Annotated in this window: 14 protein-coding genes; 4 read left to right on the forward strand and 10 right to left on the reverse strand. The window is 59.4% G+C overall.

Annotation, left to right across the window (positions count from 1 at the left end):
• Positions 1 to 4 precede the first annotated feature (4 nt).
• Positions 5 to 1744: a PTS fructose-like transporter subunit IIB gene (locus KJF94_RS00795; protein WP_214380644.1), complete on the forward strand. Its 1740-nt coding sequence runs from the start codon at positions 5 to 7 to the stop codon at positions 1742 to 1744.
• Between the two features lie 190 nt (positions 1745 to 1934).
• On the opposite strand, the gene KJF94_RS00800 is transcribed toward KJF94_RS00795, so the two are convergent.
• Positions 1935 to 2234 (reverse strand): hypothetical protein, encoded by a 300-nt coding sequence (locus tag KJF94_RS00800; RefSeq protein WP_214380645.1) that lies wholly within the window; start codon positions 2232 to 2234, stop codon positions 1935 to 1937.
• A gap of 517 nt (positions 2235 to 2751) precedes the next feature.
• Here KJF94_RS00800 and KJF94_RS00805 point away from each other — a divergent pair.
• The gene (locus KJF94_RS00805; protein WP_214380646.1) at positions 2752 to 4293 is read left to right on the forward strand and encodes an alkaline phosphatase D family protein; all 1542 of its coding nucleotides are present in this window, start codon (positions 2752 to 2754) and stop codon (positions 4291 to 4293) included.
• A 120-nt stretch (positions 4294 to 4413) separates the two neighbouring features.
• Here the strand turns inward: KJF94_RS00805 and KJF94_RS00810 are convergent, their stop codons facing one another.
• Complete coding sequence (locus tag KJF94_RS00810; RefSeq protein WP_214380647.1) at positions 4414 to 6939, reverse strand: PepSY domain-containing protein; 2526 nt, start codon at positions 6937 to 6939, stop codon at positions 4414 to 4416.
• Positions 6940 to 7190: 251 nt separating this feature from the next.
• On the reverse strand, positions 7191 to 9452 hold the full coding sequence (locus KJF94_RS00815; RefSeq protein WP_214380648.1) for a TonB-dependent receptor: 2262 nt from the start codon (positions 9450 to 9452) through the stop codon (positions 7191 to 7193).
• A gap of 206 nt (positions 9453 to 9658) precedes the next feature.
• Between KJF94_RS00815 and KJF94_RS00820 the strand changes: the two genes are divergently transcribed.
• Together KJF94_RS00820 and KJF94_RS00825 are read left to right on the forward strand one after the other, a co-directional pair.
• A complete protein-coding gene (locus KJF94_RS00820; protein WP_214380649.1) occupies positions 9659 to 10339 on the forward strand; it encodes a Fe2+-dependent dioxygenase in 681 nt (226 codons plus the stop codon).
• On the forward strand, positions 10336 to 11103 hold the full coding sequence (locus KJF94_RS00825) for a tetratricopeptide repeat protein (protein ID WP_214380650.1): 768 nt from the start codon (positions 10336 to 10338) through the stop codon (positions 11101 to 11103). Before KJF94_RS00820 ends, KJF94_RS00825 begins: the two co-directional genes overlap by 4 nt.
• A 166-nt stretch (positions 11104 to 11269) precedes the next feature.
• Here KJF94_RS00825 and KJF94_RS00830 read toward each other — a convergent pair whose 3' ends face one another.
• The 7 genes from KJF94_RS00830 to KJF94_RS00860 form a co-directional block, all read right to left on the reverse strand.
• Positions 11270 to 12433: a type III PLP-dependent enzyme gene (locus tag KJF94_RS00830; protein WP_008148964.1), complete on the reverse strand. Its 1164-nt coding sequence runs from the start codon at positions 12431 to 12433 to the stop codon at positions 11270 to 11272.
• Between the two features lie 540 nt (positions 12434 to 12973).
• Positions 12974 to 13357, reverse strand: coding sequence for a hypothetical protein (locus KJF94_RS00835; protein WP_214380651.1), 384 nt, complete (start codon positions 13355 to 13357; stop codon positions 12974 to 12976).
• Between the two features lie 197 nt (positions 13358 to 13554).
• Entirely contained in the window at positions 13555 to 13932 is a 378-nt protein-coding gene (locus KJF94_RS00840; RefSeq protein ID WP_214380652.1) for a hypothetical protein, read from the reverse strand.
• 195 nt (positions 13933 to 14127) lie between these two features.
• Positions 14128 to 15285 (reverse strand): osmoprotectant ABC transporter ATP-binding protein OsmV, encoded by a 1158-nt coding sequence (locus tag KJF94_RS00845; protein ID WP_214380653.1) that lies wholly within the window; start codon positions 15283 to 15285, stop codon positions 14128 to 14130.
• Positions 15282 to 15935 carry an ABC transporter permease gene (locus tag KJF94_RS00850; protein ID WP_007942812.1) on the reverse strand — a complete coding sequence of 218 codons (654 nt, stop codon included), beginning with the start codon at positions 15933 to 15935 and terminating at the stop codon, positions 15282 to 15284. The genes KJF94_RS00845 and KJF94_RS00850 overlap by 4 nt, the downstream gene beginning before the upstream one ends.
• A gap of 12 nt (positions 15936 to 15947) precedes the next feature.
• Positions 15948 to 16841: a glycine betaine ABC transporter substrate-binding protein gene (locus KJF94_RS00855; RefSeq protein ID WP_214380654.1), complete on the reverse strand. Its 894-nt coding sequence runs from the start codon at positions 16839 to 16841 to the stop codon at positions 15948 to 15950.
• A gap of 21 nt (positions 16842 to 16862) precedes the next feature.
• Complete coding sequence (locus KJF94_RS00860) at positions 16863 to 17579, reverse strand: ABC transporter permease (RefSeq protein ID WP_054049992.1); 717 nt, start codon at positions 17577 to 17579, stop codon at positions 16863 to 16865.
• Positions 17580 to 17989 lie beyond the last annotated feature (410 nt).

Raw genomic sequence — 17989 nt, forward strand, 5'->3', positions numbered from 1 at the left:
TGTCATGAAGTTAGCCATTGTTACGGCCTGTCCGAACGGCATGGTCACCAGTGTGCTGTGCGCCCGTTTGCTCGATGCCGCGGCGCAGCGGCAGGGCTGGAGCACCAGCGTCGAAGTGGTGGATGCGGCGCACCCGGAACGCCAGTTGTCGGCGGCCACGATCGAGGCTGCCGAGTGGGTGTTGCTGGTGACCAGCGCACCGGTGGACATGTCCCGATTCGTCGGCAAGCGCGTGTTCCAAAGCACCCCGGCGCAAGCCCTGCAAGATGTCGAAGCGGTGCTGCGACGCGGTGCTGAAGAGGCACAGGTTTACGTCGCAGCCGAGGTCGTCGCCGAACCTGTGGTCGTCGCGAAAAACGCCCCGCGCCTGGTCGCGATCACGGCGTGCCCGACCGGCGTTGCTCACACGTTCATGGCTGCCGAAGCCTTGCAGCAAGCCGCCAAGCGTTTGGGGTATGACCTGCAAATCGAAACCCAGGGTTCGGTCGGCGCGCGCAATCCGTTGAGTGCGGCGGCAATTGCCGACGCGGACGTGGTGTTGCTGGCCTGCGATATCGAAGTCGCGACCGAACGTTTTGCCGGCAAGAAAATCTACCGTTGCGGCACGGGCATCGCGTTGAAACAAGCCGAAGCGACGCTGAACAAAGCGCTGGCCGAAGGCAAGCAGGAAAGCGCCGCGACCGGCGCCAAAGGCCCGGCCAAACAAGAGAAGACCGGCGTCTACAAACACCTGCTGACCGGCGTGTCGTTCATGCTGCCGATGGTGGTGGCGGGCGGTCTGATGATCGCCTTGTCGTTCGTGTTCGGCATCACCGCGTTCAAGGAGGAAGGCACACTCGCCGCCGCCCTGATGCAGATCGGTGGCGAGACCGCGTTCAAGCTGATGGTGCCGCTGCTGGCGGGTTACATCGCCTACTCGATCGCCGACCGCCCGGGGCTTGCGCCGGGGATGATCGGTGGTCTGTTGGCAAGCACCTTGGGCGCCGGTTTCATCGGCGGGATCATTGCCGGTTTCATCGCCGGTTATGCGGCGCAGGCGATCAATCGGTATGCGCGTTTGCCGCAAAGTCTTGAAGCGCTGAAACCGATCCTGATCATCCCGTTGCTGGCGAGTTTGTTCACCGGTCTGGTGATGATCTACGTCGTCGGCAAACCGGTGGCCGGGATGCTCGCGGGGCTCACGCATTTCCTCGACAGCATGGGCACCACCAACGCGATTCTGCTGGGTGTGTTGTTGGGCGGGATGATGTGCGTCGACCTTGGCGGGCCGATCAACAAGGCGGCCTATGCGTTTTCGGTGGGGCTGCTGGCGTCGCAGAGTTATGCGCCAATGGCCGCGACCATGGCGGCCGGCATGGTGCCGCCGATTGGCTTGGGCATTGCGACGTTTATTGCGCGACGCAAATTTGCCCAGGCTGAGCGCGAGGCCGGGAAAGCGGCGTTGGTGCTGGGGTTGTGCTTCATCTCCGAAGGTGCGATTCCGTTTGCCGCCAAGGACCCGTTGCGGGTGATTCCGGCGAGCATTGCCGGCGGTGCGCTGACCGGTGCGTTGTCGATGTATTTCGGCTGCAAACTAATGGCGCCGCACGGTGGATTGTTTGTGTTGGCAATCCCGAATGCGATCAACCACGCGCTGCTTTACTTGCTGGCGATTGTGGCCGGGAGTTTGCTGACGGCTGTGGTGTATGCGGTGGTCAAGCGCCCCGAGGTTGTCGAATTGGCAATAGAGCCCGTCAGCGCCTGACACCACCAATCCTGTAGGAGCGAGGCTTGCCCGCGAAGGCGGCTTAACATTCAACGACTATGTTGACTGTCAGGCCGCCTTCGCGGGCAAGCCTCGCTCCTACAGGGGTCGGCGTTGGACACAAATCTTGTGTACGACAGAGATCACTGTGGGAGCGGGCTTGCTCGCGAAGGCGTCAGTGGCCACACCGCTAAATCGTGGTTTTGTACTCATTCTCCCGCTGCAACGCCCGCGCTTGAACCACATCCATCACCGCACAGCCCTCACGCATGAGCAGATGCACGGCGCGGGTGATACGCACCAGATCACAATCGGAAGTGTTTTTCAGATTCAGGCTGGTGACCGTGTCTGCCAGATCGCGAACCACGGTGAAGCGGTGCATGGCGCAGGCGGTGAGTTCGCTGAGTTCTTTGTGGGTGTTGACGAAGAGCACCGGTGTTTCGGCGTCGTAGGTGTCGATGGGGAGGTAACGCGGCATGACTTGGAACATGATGTAACTCCTGTAATTGGAGCTACCACCATTCGCAGCCAAACGAAGAGGGTGGCAGCCATACGCGGGTTGGCCGACCGGGCACAGGAACCGGCACACCCGAAGGTGTCCCACGCACAGCTGCCATAAAACAACACCTCAGGCACAAAGTGCCTGAGGAGGTGTTGCTGCGCTGTAGCGTTCCTGCACCGACCGGCCAAGGTCGTTCGCGGTGTTCTCCGCGAGCCCGAACTATGGAGTCGATCCCGAAACGCGGCAACAAGATACGTTGTAGGAAACGTCTTGAAAAGTTGTGTGCCTCACGATGCTCATTTCCACCCGTGTGGGAGAACAACACATACCCTGTAGGAGCAGAGCTTGCTCGCGAAAGCGGTGTAGCTGTCGGCATCGTTGGTGAATGTAAAACCGTCTTCGCGAGCAAGCTCGGCTCCTACAGGGATTTGTGGTGTTGCTGATTTTTGTGTCATGCCCGGGTCACACGGCCATGTTTTAGTTTTCCTTTTTCAGGGAGAACACCATGAGCGAATTCGATCTCGGTCGCCGTCGTGTCATGCAAGCGGTCGGCGCCGGGCTGTTGTTGCCCGGTCTTGCGCCGGCAGTGATTGCTTCGGTCAAGGATCGGCCGCAACTCACCGATGGTGTGCAGTCCGGCGACGTGCTGGGTGACCGGGCGATGGTCTGGAGCCGCAGCGATCGTCCGGCGCGGATGGTGGTGGAGTGGGACACCCGCAGTGTGTTCGGCAACCCGCGCCGGTTCGTCTCGCCCCTCGCCGACGCCCGTAGCGATTTCACCGCGCGGGTCGAGCTCAGCGGTCTGCCCGCCGACCAGGCGATTTTCTATCGCGTGTATTTCGAAGACGCCCAGAGCGGCGTTACCAGCGAGCCTTGGTTCGGTCACTTGCGCAGCGTGCCGCAGACCCGGCGCGACATCCGTTTTGTCTGGAGCGGCGACACCGTCGGCCAGGGGTTCGGCATCAACCCGGACATCGGCGGCATGCGTATCTACGAAGCGATGCGCTTGCGCCTGCCGGACTTCTTTATCCACAGCGGCGACACCATCTACGCGGACGGTCCCATACCTGCGCAGCTCACCACAGAGAGCGGCCGCGTATGGCGCAACATCACCAGCGAAGCCAAGAGCAAAGTCGCCGAAACCCTCGACGACTATCGCGGCAATTACCGCTACAACCTGATGGACGAAAACGTCCGCCGCTTCAACGCCGAGGTGCCGCAGATCTGGCAATGGGACGACCATGAAGTGGTGAACAACTGGTCGCCGGGCAAGCAACTCGATGAGCGCTACAAGAGCAAGGATATCCACAGCCTCGTGGGCCGCGCGCGCCAGGCCTGGCTTGAATATGCACCGATGCGTTGGCAGAGCGCCGATGGCGGCGGGCGGATTTATCGCAAGCTCGGTTACGGGCCGATGCTCGATGTGTTTGTGCTCGACATGCGCAGTTATCGTGAGGCCAATGATGACAACCTTGGCGCTGCCAAACCGTTTCTTGGGCGTGAGCAACTGGACTGGCTCAAGCGTGAATTGAAGGCCTCCAGCGCCCAGTGGAAAGTCATCGCCGCCGACATGCCGATCGGCCTCGGCGTGCCCGATGGCGAAGTCAGCCCCGGCGTGGCGCGCTGGGAAGCGGTGGCCAATGGTGATCCGGGAGCGGCGCAGGGGCGTGAGCTGGAAATCGCTGAACTGCTCGGGTTTCTACGGGCAGAACAGGTGCGCAATTTCGTGTTCCTGACGGCGGATGTGCATTACTGCGCGGCGCATCATTACCACCCGGATCGGGCGGCATTTCAGGATTTCGAACCGTTTTGGGAGTTTGTTGCCGGGCCTTTGAATGCCGGGAGTTTCGGGCCTAATCCGCTGGATAAAACCTTTGGGCCGCAAGTGGTGTTCGAGAAGGCACCGCCAGCGCAGAACATGTCGCCGTTTGCCGGGTTCCAGTTTTTTGGTGAGGTGAATATCGAGGGGCAGACGGGGGAGATGAGTGTGGTGTTGCGGGATTTGGATGGGGTGGCGGTGTTTGAGCAGAAATTGCAGCCGGTTTGACGACACCGATCCCTTGTAGGAGCCGAGCTTGCTCGCGATAGCGATCTGACAGACAACTCCCATGTTGGATGTCAGATCGCTATCGCGAGCAAGCTCGGCTCCTACAGGGTTGGAGGGGGGTCAGTAAACGTCGCGCCGGTAGCGGCCCTGTTCGATCAGGCGGTCGACCTCTTCAATCCCCAGCACTTCATTCAGCACGTGATCCACCCCCGAAGCCATCCCCTGCAAGCTGCCACAGATGTAAATCACGGCACCGTCGGCCAGCCATTGCTTAAGCAGATCGGCCGATTCACGCAGGCGATCCTGCACGTAGATCTTCTCGGCCTGATCCCGCGAAAACGCCAGGTCCAGACGCTCGATGTCCCCCGAAATCAGCCACTCTTCCAGCTCGGTGCGGCACAGGTAGTCGTGCTCGCGATTGCGCTCGCCAAACAGCAGCCAATGACGTTGCTGCCCATCGGCAATCCGCGCCTTGAGCAAACTGCGCAGCCCGGCCAGGCCGGTGCCGTTGCCCAGCAGGATCATCGGCACCGGTTCGACCGGCAGATGGAAACCGCTGTTGCGTCGTACGCGCAAGCTGAGGGTGCTGCCCACCGGTGCGTGTTCCGTCAGCCATCCGGAACCGATACCCAGGCTGCCGTCAGGATGCATTTCCTGGCGCACGATCAGTTCCAGCACGCCGTCGGCGGCAATCGAGGCGATGGAGTATTCGCGCATGGCCAACGGCACCAGCGCGTCCACCAGTGCTTGCGCGTGCAGGCCGACCAGATGGGCGCGGTTCTCGGGCAATTGTCGACTGGCGAGCGCTTGTTCCAGAGTTTGCGACAGACCGTCAAGCGTCACCGTGGCCCGACCGTCAATGCCCAGGCCGTCGAGGAAATGCTCGATCGCCCACGGGCAGTTGCGGGGCAACACTTCCACCAGATCACCGGCCAGCCAGCTGCTGGTGCTCGGGGCGGTGAGGCCCAGCAAGTACACCGGCGAACCGCTGCTGTCCGGGTTCATCAATTCGCGGCGGGTGAGCGTCCAGTTGTCGTAGCTCGGTGCCTGCCAGGTGTCCACCGGTGCCTGTCCGGTCAGCAGACCGAGTTGTTGCTGCCAGTGACGCAAGGCGTAAGGGTCGCCGCAATCGACTTCCACGGGCGCGAACAGGTTCTTGCCGCCGTGCTCGCCGAGCCAGGTGTGCAAGCGGCGGGCGAAACCACAGAAGTGCTGATACTGCCGATCACCGAGTCCGAGCACCGCGTAATTCAGGCTCTCCAGACTCAACGCGCGGCCCAGCACCTTGCGTTCGAAACCGCGAGCGCTGTCCGGTGCTTCGCCGTCGCCGAAGGTACTGACCACGAACAGCGCATTGCTCGAATCATGCAGGTCCTGTTCGCTGACATTCGCCAGCGGTGAAACCTTCACCGGCAGACCGGCAGCCTGCAATTGCCCGGCGGTCTGCCAGGCCAGTTGTTCGGCAAACCCGCTCTGGCTGGCGAAACCGATCAGCCACGCCGGTGCGTCGTTGCCCGGTTGCGCGAACCCTTTGCGGGCGTCCTTGATCTGCTTTTTCTTGCGTCGACGATCGAGGTACAGCAACCAGCCAGTGATGAAAAACAGCGGCATGGTCAGTGCGCTGATCGTCAGGATGATCCGGCCGACAATCCCGAAGTAACTGCCGACGTGCAGCGCGTAGATGCTGGTCAGCAGCTGTGCCTTGAGGCTCTTGTCGCTGTAACGGTCATGGCGTTTGACGAGGCCGGTGGCCGGATCGAGGGTGATCTGGTTCAGCGCGCGGTCGTGTGGCGAGGAGTTCAACAGGTAAAACACGGTCGCCGGTTGTCCGGCCACGGGCGGCATGCGGATGTTGTAGGCGCTCAGTGCCGGACCGGCAGCGCTGTAGATGCTGCTCCACATCGCGGCGTAATCGGCGGTCGGTGCCGGGCCATCAGGCGCAGGTCCACGATTGCGAACCCGCTCGTTCTGCGGTGAATCGGACAACAATCGGGTCAACCCCTTGTTGTACCACTCGTAAGACCAGGACAACCCGGTCAGCGCCGCCAGGAGGTAAAACGCCAGGCACCAGGTGCCGGCCACCGAGTGCAAATCCCAGTTGAAGCTGCGGCCTTTTTTCTTCCAGTCGAGGGTCAGCCAGGCGCGCCAGCTTTTCCACTGGCGCGGCCAGCGCAGGTAAAGACCGGACAGGCAGAAAAACACCAGGATCAGCGTGCAGGCTCCGGTGATTTGCCTACCGGTATCGCCCATGGCGAGGAAGCGGTGCAACTGCAGCATCAGGCCGAAAAAGTCCTGGCCGGTGGCGTCGCCCATGAATTGCGCGGTATAGGGATCGAAGTAACGCATCTCCCCGCGACGTTCGCCCGGCGGCGGCGTGAAGATCACCCGCGCTGCGTTGCCGCTGTCGGTGTCGACCCAGAGCATCGAGACTTTCTTGCCCGATGCGCCTTCGATTTTTTCCACCAGTTCAGCGGGCGGCAGCACGCCGGCGACCTGTTTCTCGACCTGCAACACCGACGGGTTGAGTGCGCGCAGGATTTCATCCTCAAACGACACTGTCGCCCCGGTGATGCCCATCAGGGCCAGGACCAGCCCGGCACTGATACCGAAAAACCAGTGCAACTGGAACAGGGTTTTCTTCAACACGTTGCTCGCCTTGTTCGTTCGAAATTTGTCATCACGGTGCGCATTATGCCGTGGGCTGTCGAGAAGCATTCTTTTTTACACACAAAAGCCCCGTTCAATTGCGTGAACGGGGCCTGTTCCTGATTCCAGCCTTCATCCGCACTCCCGTAGGAGCACAGCTTGCTGGCGATGGCGGTGTGTCAGGCAACATAAATGCTGTCTATGCCGACGTCTTCGCGAGCAAGCTTTGCTCCTGCAGGATTGTGGTGTGGTCAAAAGTGGAAGTTGGCGCTCAGCAGGGCGGTACGACCCGCCGCCACGTGGGCGTAGTGCGTCTGGAACACCTGGTCGAAGTAACGCTTGTCGGTCAGGTTCTGTACGTTGAGTTGCAGGTCGACGTTTTTGGTCAGGCGGTAGCTGGCCATCGCGTCGTAGCGCCAGTAGGACGGGATCTCCACCGAGTTGGCGATGTTGCCGAACTGCGAATCGACGAACGTGGCACCCGCACCAATGGTCAACTTTTCCGGTACCACATCATAGGTCGACCACAGGGTGAAGTTGTTCCGCGGGGTGCTCGGCATATGGTTGCCTTCATCGGCGGCGAGGGTGGTTTTGACCACTTCGCTTTCCATGTAGGTGTAGCCGCCATAGACCTTCCAGTTACGGGTCAGCTTGCCGGTGTACGTCAGCTCCAGACCGTTGACCTGCTGCTCGCCGTCCAGCACCTGGGTGGTGGCGCCATCCGGATCGTCGATACGGGCGTTGGTTTTCTCGGTGCGGAACAGCGCGGCGGTCAACGACAGGTCATCACCGAAGAAGTCCCACTTGGTGCCGATCTCGTAGTTGCGGTTCTTTTCTGGATCGAGGTCGCTGTTGTTGGCGGCCAGTTCCAGACTGCCGTTGCCGCTGGTTTCGCCCGCCGGGTTGCTGGAGGTCGAGTAGGCTGCGTAGATGCTGCCGTTCGGCAACGGGTTGTAGACCATGCCGATCTGGTAGTTCACCAGGTCGCTGGTGTTCTCGCGATCGAAGCTCCCCGCCGGTGTGGTACGGCCAGCGTTAGCGAAGCCGCTGGATTGGGTCTTGTAGTTGTCGTAACGCAGGCCCAGGTTCAGGGACCATTGCTCGTTGAACTTCAAGGTGTCGAACACATAAGCGGCGGCAGTCTTGGTGTCGGTATCGGTGAAAGCAGCGCTGTCGGTGATCCTGCCGTTCCAGTTATCCCCAGGCGTCGGGTTGTACAGGCTGGTGCAGTCGCCGGAGCGGAAGAGTGCAGGGTTGCACGTCGTGCCGTTGGCGGCCGACGTCAGGATGTAGGGGCGGTTGTGGGTGTCCTGGTAGGAAAACTCGATACCGGTGACCAGGCTGTGTTCGATTGCGCCGGTGTCGAATTTGGCGCTCAGGTCGGTCTGGTTGATCCAGCCGCTGGACGTCGAATTACGGCTCTTGGCGCCACGGTAAACGCTGCCCCTGGCAACGTTGCCCTTGCTGTCATCCGGGTTGGTGACGATGTAGTCCAGGGTCGAACGGGACATGCGGAAGCTGTTGGACAGGGTCAGGTCTTCATTCAGATCGTGCTCGATCTTGAAGGTGCCGCTGTCATTGGTGGTTTCGCGATAGTCGCGACTGGTGATGCCGTAGAAATTGTCGCGGTCGACATGCGCCGGTTTGTCGACGTTGTACTTGCTGCGGGCCGGACTCAGGGTCAGCGGAAGGCCGTAGTCCGGCATGTCGTCGGTTTCGACGTGGTAGTAACCGAGGGTCACACGGGTATCGGTGCCCAGGCCGAAAGCGAACGTCGGCGCCACACCCCAGCGGCTGACGTCCACGGTGTCACGGCCGGCGACATTGGCTTCGTGCTTCATCAGGTTCAGGCGGAAGGCCGAGGTGTCGGTCATCTGCTGGTTCAGGTCGAGAGTGGTGCGCTTGGTCTGATCCGAGCCCCAGGTGAAGCCGCCGTTGTAGAAACTGCCCAGCTTGGCGGTCTTGCTCACCAGGTTCAGGCTGCCACCGGTGGAGCCGGCGCCGGTGAAGGCCGAGCCCGGGCCTTTGCTGACTTCGATCGATTCAACGTTGAAGATTTCGCGGCTCTGGGACGCCGGGTCGCGCATGCCGTCGACGAAGGTATCGCTTTCAGCGTTGAAGCCACGAATGATCGGACGGTCGCCCGCCGGGTTGCCGCCTTCGCCAGCACCGAAGGTGATGCCCGGTGTGGTGCGCAAGGCGTCGACCAGGCTGGTGGCGCCCGTGTCGCGGATCACTTGCTGCGGAATCACGGTGACGCTTTTCGGCGTCTCACGCAGCGGCGCGGTGTATTTCTTGTTGGCTGAGGTATCGGTCTTGTAGGAGGTATCGTCCTGAGCCTCGCCGGTGATATCGGTAGCACCCAGGGAAATCACGTTGCCCGGTGCTTTTTCGTCGGTCTTCTCAGCCGCGAAAACCATGTGGCCCGCGGAGCCGGCGGTGATCGCCACGCCAATTGCAGAAGCGAGCAAACGCGGTGAGCTGACCGGTAATTGTGGTTGTTGGCGTGACATGTGAATTCCCCTCCCCAAGGATTTGAGGCCGCGGAATATAGGGTAGACGCGTCTATGTATCAATTGCGAAACGTTACTATTCGCACTGAATTTACATTCTTTACAATTTACCCTTACGGTTTTTGCTGTTTCGTTCGTCGCATGGGTTTTACACTGGCAATAAGAATCAATACCATTGCCACCCCTTTGCCTTCAGGTGTTTTCCCATGCTGCTGCACATCCCCGGCGTGTTCGCTAAAGAAGAAGTGCAGCGCATTCGCGAGGCTCTGGAACAGGCGGATTGGGCCGACGGCAAAATCACGGCCGGTTACCAGTCGGCCAAGGCGAAACACAATCTGCAGCTGTCGGAAGGTCATCCGCTGGCCAAGGAAGTCGGCGCGGCGATGCTGGAGCGGTTGTGGAAAAATCCGTTGTTCATGTCCGCGGCATTACCGCACAAGGTTTTCCCTCCGTTGCTGAACTGTTACACGGCGGGTGGCAGTTTCGATTTTCATATCGACAACGCCGTGCGTCAGCCCAAAGGCAGCATCGAGCGCGTACGCACTGACCTGTCGGCGACGCTGTTCTTCAGCGAGCCTGAGGATTACGACGGCGGCGAACTGGAAATCCAGGACACCTTCGGCACCCAGCGTGTGAAGTTGCCCGCCGGCGACATGGTCCTGTACCCCGGCACCAGCCTGCACAAGGTCAATGCCGTCACCCGCGGCACTCGCTATGCGTCATTCTTCTGGACCCAAAGCCTGGTCCGCGAAGACAGCCAGCGCGCCCTGCTGTTCGAGATGGACGGGGCGATCCAGCAACTGACGCAGGACGTGCCGGATCACCCATCGCTGATCCGCCTTACGGGCGCGTATCACAACCTGCTGCGTCGTTGGGTTGACGTATGAGTTATCCATTGCGCCGGGAAGAAGTGCTCGACGGCGATCAACTCAAAGCCATGCTCAATGAAAGTCCGGCGCGTGCTGCTCAGGCGATCCTGGTCGCTGCACGCGAAGGGGTTCTCGATGCTCAGGCCTTACTCGGCCAGATTTTGCTGGACGGGCAAGGGATCGAGCAGGACCAGCCATTGGCCGTGCGCTGGTTCGGGATCGCCGCCCAGCGTGGGCATCTGATGGCGCGCAACATGCTTGGCCGCTGTCACGAACACGGTTGGGGTTGCGTGGCGGATGCCTCGGTCGCCGCACGGCATTATCGCGTCGGCGCCGAAGCCGGACTGGATTGGGCGATGTACAACTACGCGAATCTGCTGGCGACAGGGCGCGGAGTGATCGAGGATCAGTTGCAAGCGCTGGAACTCTACCGTCGCGCGGCTGAACTGGGCCATGCGAAGTCGATGAATCTGCTGGGACGTTATCTGGAAGACGGGCGGGTTTGTCTGGCGGATCCGGTTGGCGCGCGTGATTGGTATCGACGCTCGGCGGTTGGCGGGGATTTTCGCGGGCAGTTCAGTTATGCCGCAGTGCTGGCGGATGAAGGGAATATAAACGAGGCACTGAAATGGTTGCGAAAGGCATTGGCCGGCGGAAATCTGAATTTCCTGCGGGTGGCGAGTAAAGCGTTGTTGAACGCAACTGATCCGCAGATTCGTGAAATGGCGACCGATTATGCCCAGCGGTCCGCCGAACTCGAGCTGGAACTCACACCTCTGTAGGAGCTAGCTTGCTAGCGATGGATTAAAGAACGCCGCGTTCCGTCAGCGTGCAGGCATTATCGTTAACGACCATCGCTGGCAGGCCAGCTCCCACAGGGAGCGGGGCGAAATCCAGACAAAAAAGCCCATGACATGTCATGGGCTTTTTGATTTCTACGTGCAGCGTTTACACGTAGAACGACTTCAGCGGCGGGAAGCCATTGAATTCAACAGCGCTGTAACTGGTGGTGTACGCACCGGTCGACAACCAGTACAAACGATCACCGATCGCCAGGTTCAGCGGCAGGCCGTACTTGTAGTTTTCATACATGATGTCGGCGCTGTCGCAGGTCGGGCCGGCGATGACCACTTCTTCCACTTCGCCTTTCTTCTCGGTCCAGATCGGGAACTTGATGGCTTCGTCCATGGTTTCGATCAGGCCGGAGAACTTGCCCACATCCGTGTACACCCAGCGCTCTACCGCCGTACGGGATTTACGTGCCACCAATACCACTTCGCTGACCAGGATGCCGGCGTTGGCGATCAGCGAACGGCCCGGCTCCAGAATGATTTCCGGCAGGTCATCACCGAAGTCTTCCTTGAGGAAGCGGATGATTTCTTCGGCGTAGGTTTCCAGGCTGTTGGTGCGGGTGATGTAGTTGGCCGGGAAGCCGCCGCCCATGTTGATCAGTTTCAGGTGGATGCCGTCTTCTTCTTTCAGACGCTCGAAGATCACTTTGACCTTGGCGATCGCTGCGTCCCAGACGCTGATGTCGCGCTGTTGCGAGCCGACGTGGAACGAGATGCCGTACGGCACCAGGCCCAGGTCGCGAGCGAGGATCAGCAGGTCCATGGCCATGTCGGTCTGGCAGCCGAATTTGCGCGACAGAGGCCAGTCAGCGGTGGTCGAGCCTTCGGTGAGGATGCGCACGTAGACTTTCGAACCCGGTGCAGCCTTGGCGATGTTGCGCAGGTCGGCTTCGGAGTCGGTGGCATACAGACGCACGCCCTTCTCGTAGAAGTAGCGAATGTCTTTGGATTTCTTGATGGTGTTGCCATAGCTGATGCGATCCGGGCCGACGCCCTGGTTCATCACTTTGTCGAGCTCGTAGATCGAAGCGATGTCGAAGTTCGAGCCTTTCTCTTTGAGCAGGTCGATGATTTCGACGGCCGGGTTGGCCTTGACCGCGTAGTAGACCTTGGCGAATTCGAAACCGGCGCGCAGGTCGTCATAGGCCTGGCTGATCATCGCGGTGTCGATCACCACGAACGGGGTTTCTTGTTTGTCGGCGAAGGCCTTCATTTTGTTGAAGGTATCGCGCGCGAAATAGTCTTCGACGTTGATCGACATACTTGGGAGCTCCTACTGGCAAACGTTAGTAATCAATGGGTGCAAATGAACGTCCTCCGTATCCCCACTTTGGTTCGCCTACTTCCCAAGGCATGTCGCCGAAAGCAAAAAGGCCACGGGAGGCGGTGCTTCCCTTGGCCTTGCTGTCTCGTCGTCAGTACTTGAGCCGGATGGATCGTTTCCAGCATGGACGTTCGGCGCGAACTTTAGGGCGTGAGGGGCTTGAGATCAACAAAAAATGTCGCGTTTTTGCACGCTTCCGTCGTGCGGTCCCTGACAGCTACTGATGTAACCGACCTGCATGACAGTGTGATGTTCCCCTGGCAGGGAGATTTGAGGGGGGCAGCGGGATTTGTGGTGGTCCATTCGCGAGCAAGCCCGCTTCCACAGGGGCTTGGAAATCTTGTGGGAGCGGGTTTGTTCTGGACGGCGTTCCGGCGAGTTCGACCGACAGGGCGCCGGAGTCTCGGTCGGAGGAATTACTTTCGTGGATCTTGTCGTCAATACAAGTGCCGCAGAAACGATGTCCGATTCCAAATATCAGAACGTGACAAGTTGGAATGTTTTCGTTGCGAAAAGGCTTGGGTACTTTTTTGATACCACTTTGATCGTAACGGTATGACTGGTCGTTACGTTGAAAAAGGTGATTTCGCCGTTCATCTTGAAAGTGGTCTTTGCTTGTATGCCCCCGGCACATGGCGGACTGGCAGTGGCGCTCCATGTGCCGTCGCCGCCATCGTGGGGGAATGCGCCGCCGTTGCTGCTCTTGAACACCGCAGCTACAGAGAGGACGAGATTGCTTCCCTTTTTGACTTTTTTCGGACTGGTAATCCCACCAATATCAATACCTGCGGGCGTTGTGGTGGTATTAGCTGACGGAGTGCTGGCCACTTCGGCTGGTTCTGATGAATTGTGATCGTTCATTGCGTTTACCTTTCTAACTGTGGTGGATGTAGAGGAGAGTTAACGCCTGTTCGGATAAATTTCCACCTGACAATAATCACAGTTTCTTAGGTTAACTTGGACTTAAAAGGTTGTTCTATAGATGTTCCTGTTATAGTGCTTCACAGTTGAATGGATAGCGGGGTGCAGCACACCCCGCCCCGCAGTGACAACTACCTTTACGGATAGGCGTTGATGGCGAATGTCTTTACGCCGGCGCTGAGATGGGGGTACAGCCTGGATACCACTCGGACCGTTACGTTATGGCTGCGCTGTACATTGGGAAAGGTGATCTCGCCGTTCATCTTGTAAATGGTTTTGGTTTGTACGCCGCCGGCAGGATGAGGGGTTACGGTGGCTGTCCAGACTCCGTCGCCAGGATCACCAGGGAATGCGCCGCCGTTTGCGGTCTTGAGCATTGCAGCGACAGAAACTACAAGCGTGCTGCCGATCCTGACTCGTTGCGGACTGGTAATCCCGCCAACAAGAATACTTGCGGGTACAGAGGTCGAAGTTGAGGTGGTAGTTAGTTGATCCTGCTCTTGGTAATCGCTCATTATTTTTTGCCTTTTAACTGTGATAGGGCAGAGGCGGGTATTCCGTCTCTCTCGTGTTTGTTTGCCCTGTTGATAGTCACAGTTTTATAGGCTGTTATGGAATAGTAAAAGTTATACGTTATATGTTGTTAACATGTTGTTTCGGTGTTTAAAGTATGTGGCGGGAGGCACTAAGGCCTCCCGCTTTTATATATATCAGGCCAGCGCAACTTCGGCTGGCGAAACAATACTGGTCTTGCCCCCACGAGACTTACCGGAACTCAAATACTCGGCGATCGATTCCTGAGTCACTTCACCGAGAAACACCCGCTCCGCATCCATCACCGGCAACCACGAACGGTTGAACTCGTACATGCGCGACAGCAGGATGCGCAAGTGTTCGTCGTACGCCGCGGTGGCGTTGAACTCGCGCAGGTATTGCGCGCAGGTACCGGTCTGACGGTGCAGGTCACGACGTCGCACATAACCGAGCGCCTTGTTCTCGCCATCAGTGACGACGACATAACGACGGTCCAGTTCGTCCATCAATTCCAGCGCTTCAGCAACTGGCGTCTCCGGGCTGACCGACGGCGCGTTGTCCGCCGCGTCTTCGGCCTTCACCAGTAACAGGCGCTTGAGTGTGCTGTCCTGGCCGACGAAGTTGCTGACAAAGTCGTCCGCCGGGTGCGCCAACAGCGTGTCCGGGTGATCGATCTGCAGCAGTTTGCCGGCGCGGAAGATCGCAATCTTGTCACCCAGCTTGATCGCTTCGTCGATGTCGTGGCTGACCATGATCACGGTCTTGTTCAGCGCGCGTTGCATCTCGAAGAATTCGTTCTGGATCATCTCGCGGTTGATCGGGTCGACCGCGCCGAACGGTTCGTCCATCAGCAACAGTGGTGCATCCGCCGCCAGCGCACGAATCACGCCGATCCGTTGCTGCTGACCACCGGACAATTCACGCGGGTAGCGATTCAGGTACTGCTTGGGCTCGAGCTTGATCATGCTCATCAACTCGCGGGCACGGTCGTGGCATTTCTGTTTGTCCCAGCCCAACAGGCGCGGAACGATGGTGATGTTTTCCTCGATGGTCATGTTCGGGAACAGACCGATCTGCTGGATCACATAACCGATGTTGCGGCGCAAAGTCACAGCGTCGAGGTCGGTGGTGTCTTCGCCGTTGATCAGGATCTTGCCCGAGGTCGGCTTGATCAGGCGGTTGATCATCTTCAGCGTGGTGCTTTTGCCGCAGCCCGATGGCCCGAGGAACACGCAGATTTCGCCTTCGTTGACGGTCAGGCTGACCGAGTCCACGGCTTTCACATCTTTGCCGTTGCTTTGGAAGGTCTTGCTGAGGTTTTGAAGTTCGATCATTTCAGGAGTCCTTTTGGAGTCAGCGTGCGTTGCAGCCATTGCAGAAGCAGGTCGGCGAAGATGGCCAGGAGACTGACCAGCACGGCGCCGACGATCAGCATCGACATGTCGCTGCGGCTGATGGAAGCGAGAATGAGTACACCGAGGCCACCGGCGCCGATGGTTGCGGCGATGGTCATGACACCGATGTTCATGACCACGGCGGTACGCACGCCGGCGAGGATCACCGGCACGGCAATCGGCAGTTCGACCATGCGCAGGCGCTGGCCGAAGGTCATGCCGATGCCACGGGCGGCTTCACGAATGCCCGGTTCAACGCCGGTCAGGGCGAGGTAGGTGTTGCGCATGATTGGCAGCAGCGAGTACAGAAACACCGCGGTGATCGCCGGCATCGGACCCAGGCCCTGGCCGAATTTCGAGTAGAACGGCAGCAGCAGGCCGAACAGTGCAATCGACGGCACGGTCAGCAGCACCGTGGCGCTGGCCTGCAACGGGCCGGCGAGCGTCGGGAAACGCGTCATCAGAATGCCCAGCGGCACGCCGACCAGAATCGCCAATGTCACGGCGATGCCGACCAGGGTGATGTGCTGCCAGGTCAGGTGCAGCACCAGCGGCCAGTCGAGATGGGAAAAGGCGTTCAGAAATTCCATGGCTTTTCCTCCTTAGTTGATTGGATGCTGGCGCAGGAAATCGGCGGCAACGGATGAAGGGCTTTCGTGATCGACATCGACCCGCGCGTTGAGCTGGCGCATGGTTTCGTCATCGAACAGTTCGGCCAGCGGCTTGATCTCTTGCGCCAGTTTCGGGTGGGCATCGAGGTAAACCTGGCGCACCACCGGCGCAGCGGTGTAGTCCGGGAAGTAATGCTTGTCGTCTTCGAGCAACTTGAGCTTGAAGGCGTTCAGGCGACCGTCGGTGGTGTAGACCAGACCGGCGAACACCTGGCCGTTGCGCAGGGCGGTGTAGACCAGCCCTGCATCCATCTGCCGGATGTTTTTGCGGGTCAGGTTCATGCCGTAGAGGTCGACCATGCCGTCCAGACCGTCGGAACGGTTGGCGAACTCGGTGTCCAGCGCGACGAGGTGATTGGTTTTCGCCTCAGCCTGCAGCACCGTGTTCAGTTCGCTGATGGTGTTGATCTGCGGGTAGGCCTTTGCGGTTTTTTCCGGCAGGGCCAGGGCGTAGGTGTTGCTGAACTTCGACGGAGTGAGCCAGATCAGGCCCTTTTTCGCGTCGAGTTCTTTCACCTTGGCGTAGGACTGAGCACTGTCGAGTTTTTCGGTGACATGGTTGTAGGCCACCAGCGACACGCCGGTGTATTCCCACATCAAATCCAGTTGGCCACTTTCGTGGGCGCTGCGGGCGAGGTTGCTGCCCAGACCGCCGGTCACTTGAGTGTCGTAACCCTTGGTGCGCAAATACTGGGAGGTGATTTCTGCGAGCAGGGTCTGTTCGGTGAACACCCGGGCGCCGATGCGGATCACGGGTTTTTCAGCGGCTTGGGCAATTCCCGAGAGCAGCAGAACGCAGCCTATTAAAAAGCTAAATTTCTTCATAAAAAATTCCTTTGCCGAGGCTTAAGACGGGCGCAGGCCGCGTTCGAGCCAGAGGCGGCTGGCGAGTGTCACCAGACCGTCGAGCAGCAAGGCCAGCAGGGCGGTGCAGGCCGCGCCGAGCAGCAGTTGCGGCTGATTGTTCAAGGCGATGCCGGGGAAAATCAGGCTGCCCAGACTGTTGGCGCCGATCAGGAACGCCAGTGGTGCCGTCCCGACGTTGATCGCCAGCGCCACCCGCACGCCACCGATGATGATCGGCACGGCGTTCGGCAGTTCGACCCGCCACAGCACTTGAGTCGGCGTCATGCCGATGCCGACGGCCGCTTCCTTCAGCGAACCCTGAACATTTTTCAGGCCTTCATAGGTGTTACGCACGATCGGCAACAACGAGGCGAGGAACAGGGCGAAGATCGCGGGGCCGCTGCCGATGCCGAGGATGCCCAGGGCGATGGCGAGTACGGCGAGAGGCGGCACGGTGTTGCCGATGTTGAAGATCTGCATGAAGCGTTCAGCGCGTCCCACCATGGTCGGACGGCTGAGGAAGATGCCGGCGGGGATGCCCACAACGAGGGCGGCCAGCATGGAAACGAGGACGAGAATCAGGTGAGCTTGCAGGTAAAACAACAAATCGTCGCGGTAATGTTCGATCGTGTTGATGCCAATCCAGTGGACCAGCAGGGCCAGGAGAGCGACGACAACCGCACCTCCTATCAGCCCCTTGCCATAGCGAATAGCCACAGGCGGACTCCTTTTTTCTTTGTCGGCGAACGCAGTCCCGTGTGGCAGTGCCATTCCTGGCTGCCGGATAAAAAGCGTTCGCGAGAAGCAGCTCTTCATGCTGGTAAAACCGCATGAGATCGAGCCATAAGCGCAGCCTCGTCAGGCTAACTTGCAGGTTTTTCAAACCCTGCTACGAGTGCTGTAACAGGGGAGTGGACGTCTCTACCTTTTAAAAGGTTCCATATTTAACAGCAGATAGCTACCACGCATCTCATGTTGCCTCCTGTAGCAGCTTTCGAGCCTGCGAGGCTGTGGCGAGGGGATTCATCCCCGTTGGGCTGCGAAGCGGCCCCTGTTTTTCCAGCCACTGCGCGTTCAATGGATTACGACGGCTCCGCCGCCGAACGGGGATGAATCCCCTCGCCACA

This window comes from Pseudomonas hormoni (genome assembly GCF_018502625.1).
GTDB lineage: Bacteria > Pseudomonadota > Gammaproteobacteria > Pseudomonadales > Pseudomonadaceae > Aquipseudomonas > Aquipseudomonas hormoni.

Excerpts from the sequence above, each read along its gene's own strand:
- KJF94_RS00795 (WP_214380644.1), top strand. The coding sequence starts at position 5 with ATGAAGTTAGCCATTGTTACGGCCTGTCCGAACGGCATGGTCACCAGT.
- KJF94_RS00800 (WP_214380645.1), bottom strand. The coding sequence starts at position 2,234 with ATGTTCCAAGTCATGCCGCGTTACCTCCCCATCGACACCTACGACGCC.
- KJF94_RS00805 (WP_214380646.1), top strand. The coding sequence starts at position 2,752 with ATGAGCGAATTCGATCTCGGTCGCCGTCGTGTCATGCAAGCGGTCGGC.
- KJF94_RS00815 (WP_214380648.1), bottom strand. The coding sequence starts at position 9,452 with ATGTCACGCCAACAACCACAATTACCGGTCAGCTCACCGCGTTTGCTC.
- KJF94_RS00820 (WP_214380649.1), top strand. The coding sequence starts at position 9,659 with ATGCTGCTGCACATCCCCGGCGTGTTCGCTAAAGAAGAAGTGCAGCGC.
- KJF94_RS00825 (WP_214380650.1), top strand. The coding sequence starts at position 10,336 with ATGAGTTATCCATTGCGCCGGGAAGAAGTGCTCGACGGCGATCAACTC.
- KJF94_RS00830 (WP_008148964.1), bottom strand. The coding sequence starts at position 12,433 with ATGTCGATCAACGTCGAAGACTATTTCGCGCGCGATACCTTCAACAAA.
- KJF94_RS00835 (WP_214380651.1), bottom strand. The coding sequence starts at position 13,357 with ATGAACGATCACAATTCATCAGAACCAGCCGAAGTGGCCAGCACTCCG.
- KJF94_RS00840 (WP_214380652.1), bottom strand. The coding sequence starts at position 13,932 with ATGAGCGATTACCAAGAGCAGGATCAACTAACTACCACCTCAACTTCG.
- KJF94_RS00845 (WP_214380653.1), bottom strand. The coding sequence starts at position 15,285 with ATGATCGAACTTCAAAACCTCAGCAAGACCTTCCAAAGCAACGGCAAA.
- KJF94_RS00850 (WP_007942812.1), bottom strand. The coding sequence starts at position 15,935 with ATGGAATTTCTGAACGCCTTTTCCCATCTCGACTGGCCGCTGGTGCTG.
- KJF94_RS00855 (WP_214380654.1), bottom strand. The coding sequence starts at position 16,841 with ATGAAGAAATTTAGCTTTTTAATAGGCTGCGTTCTGCTGCTCTCGGGA.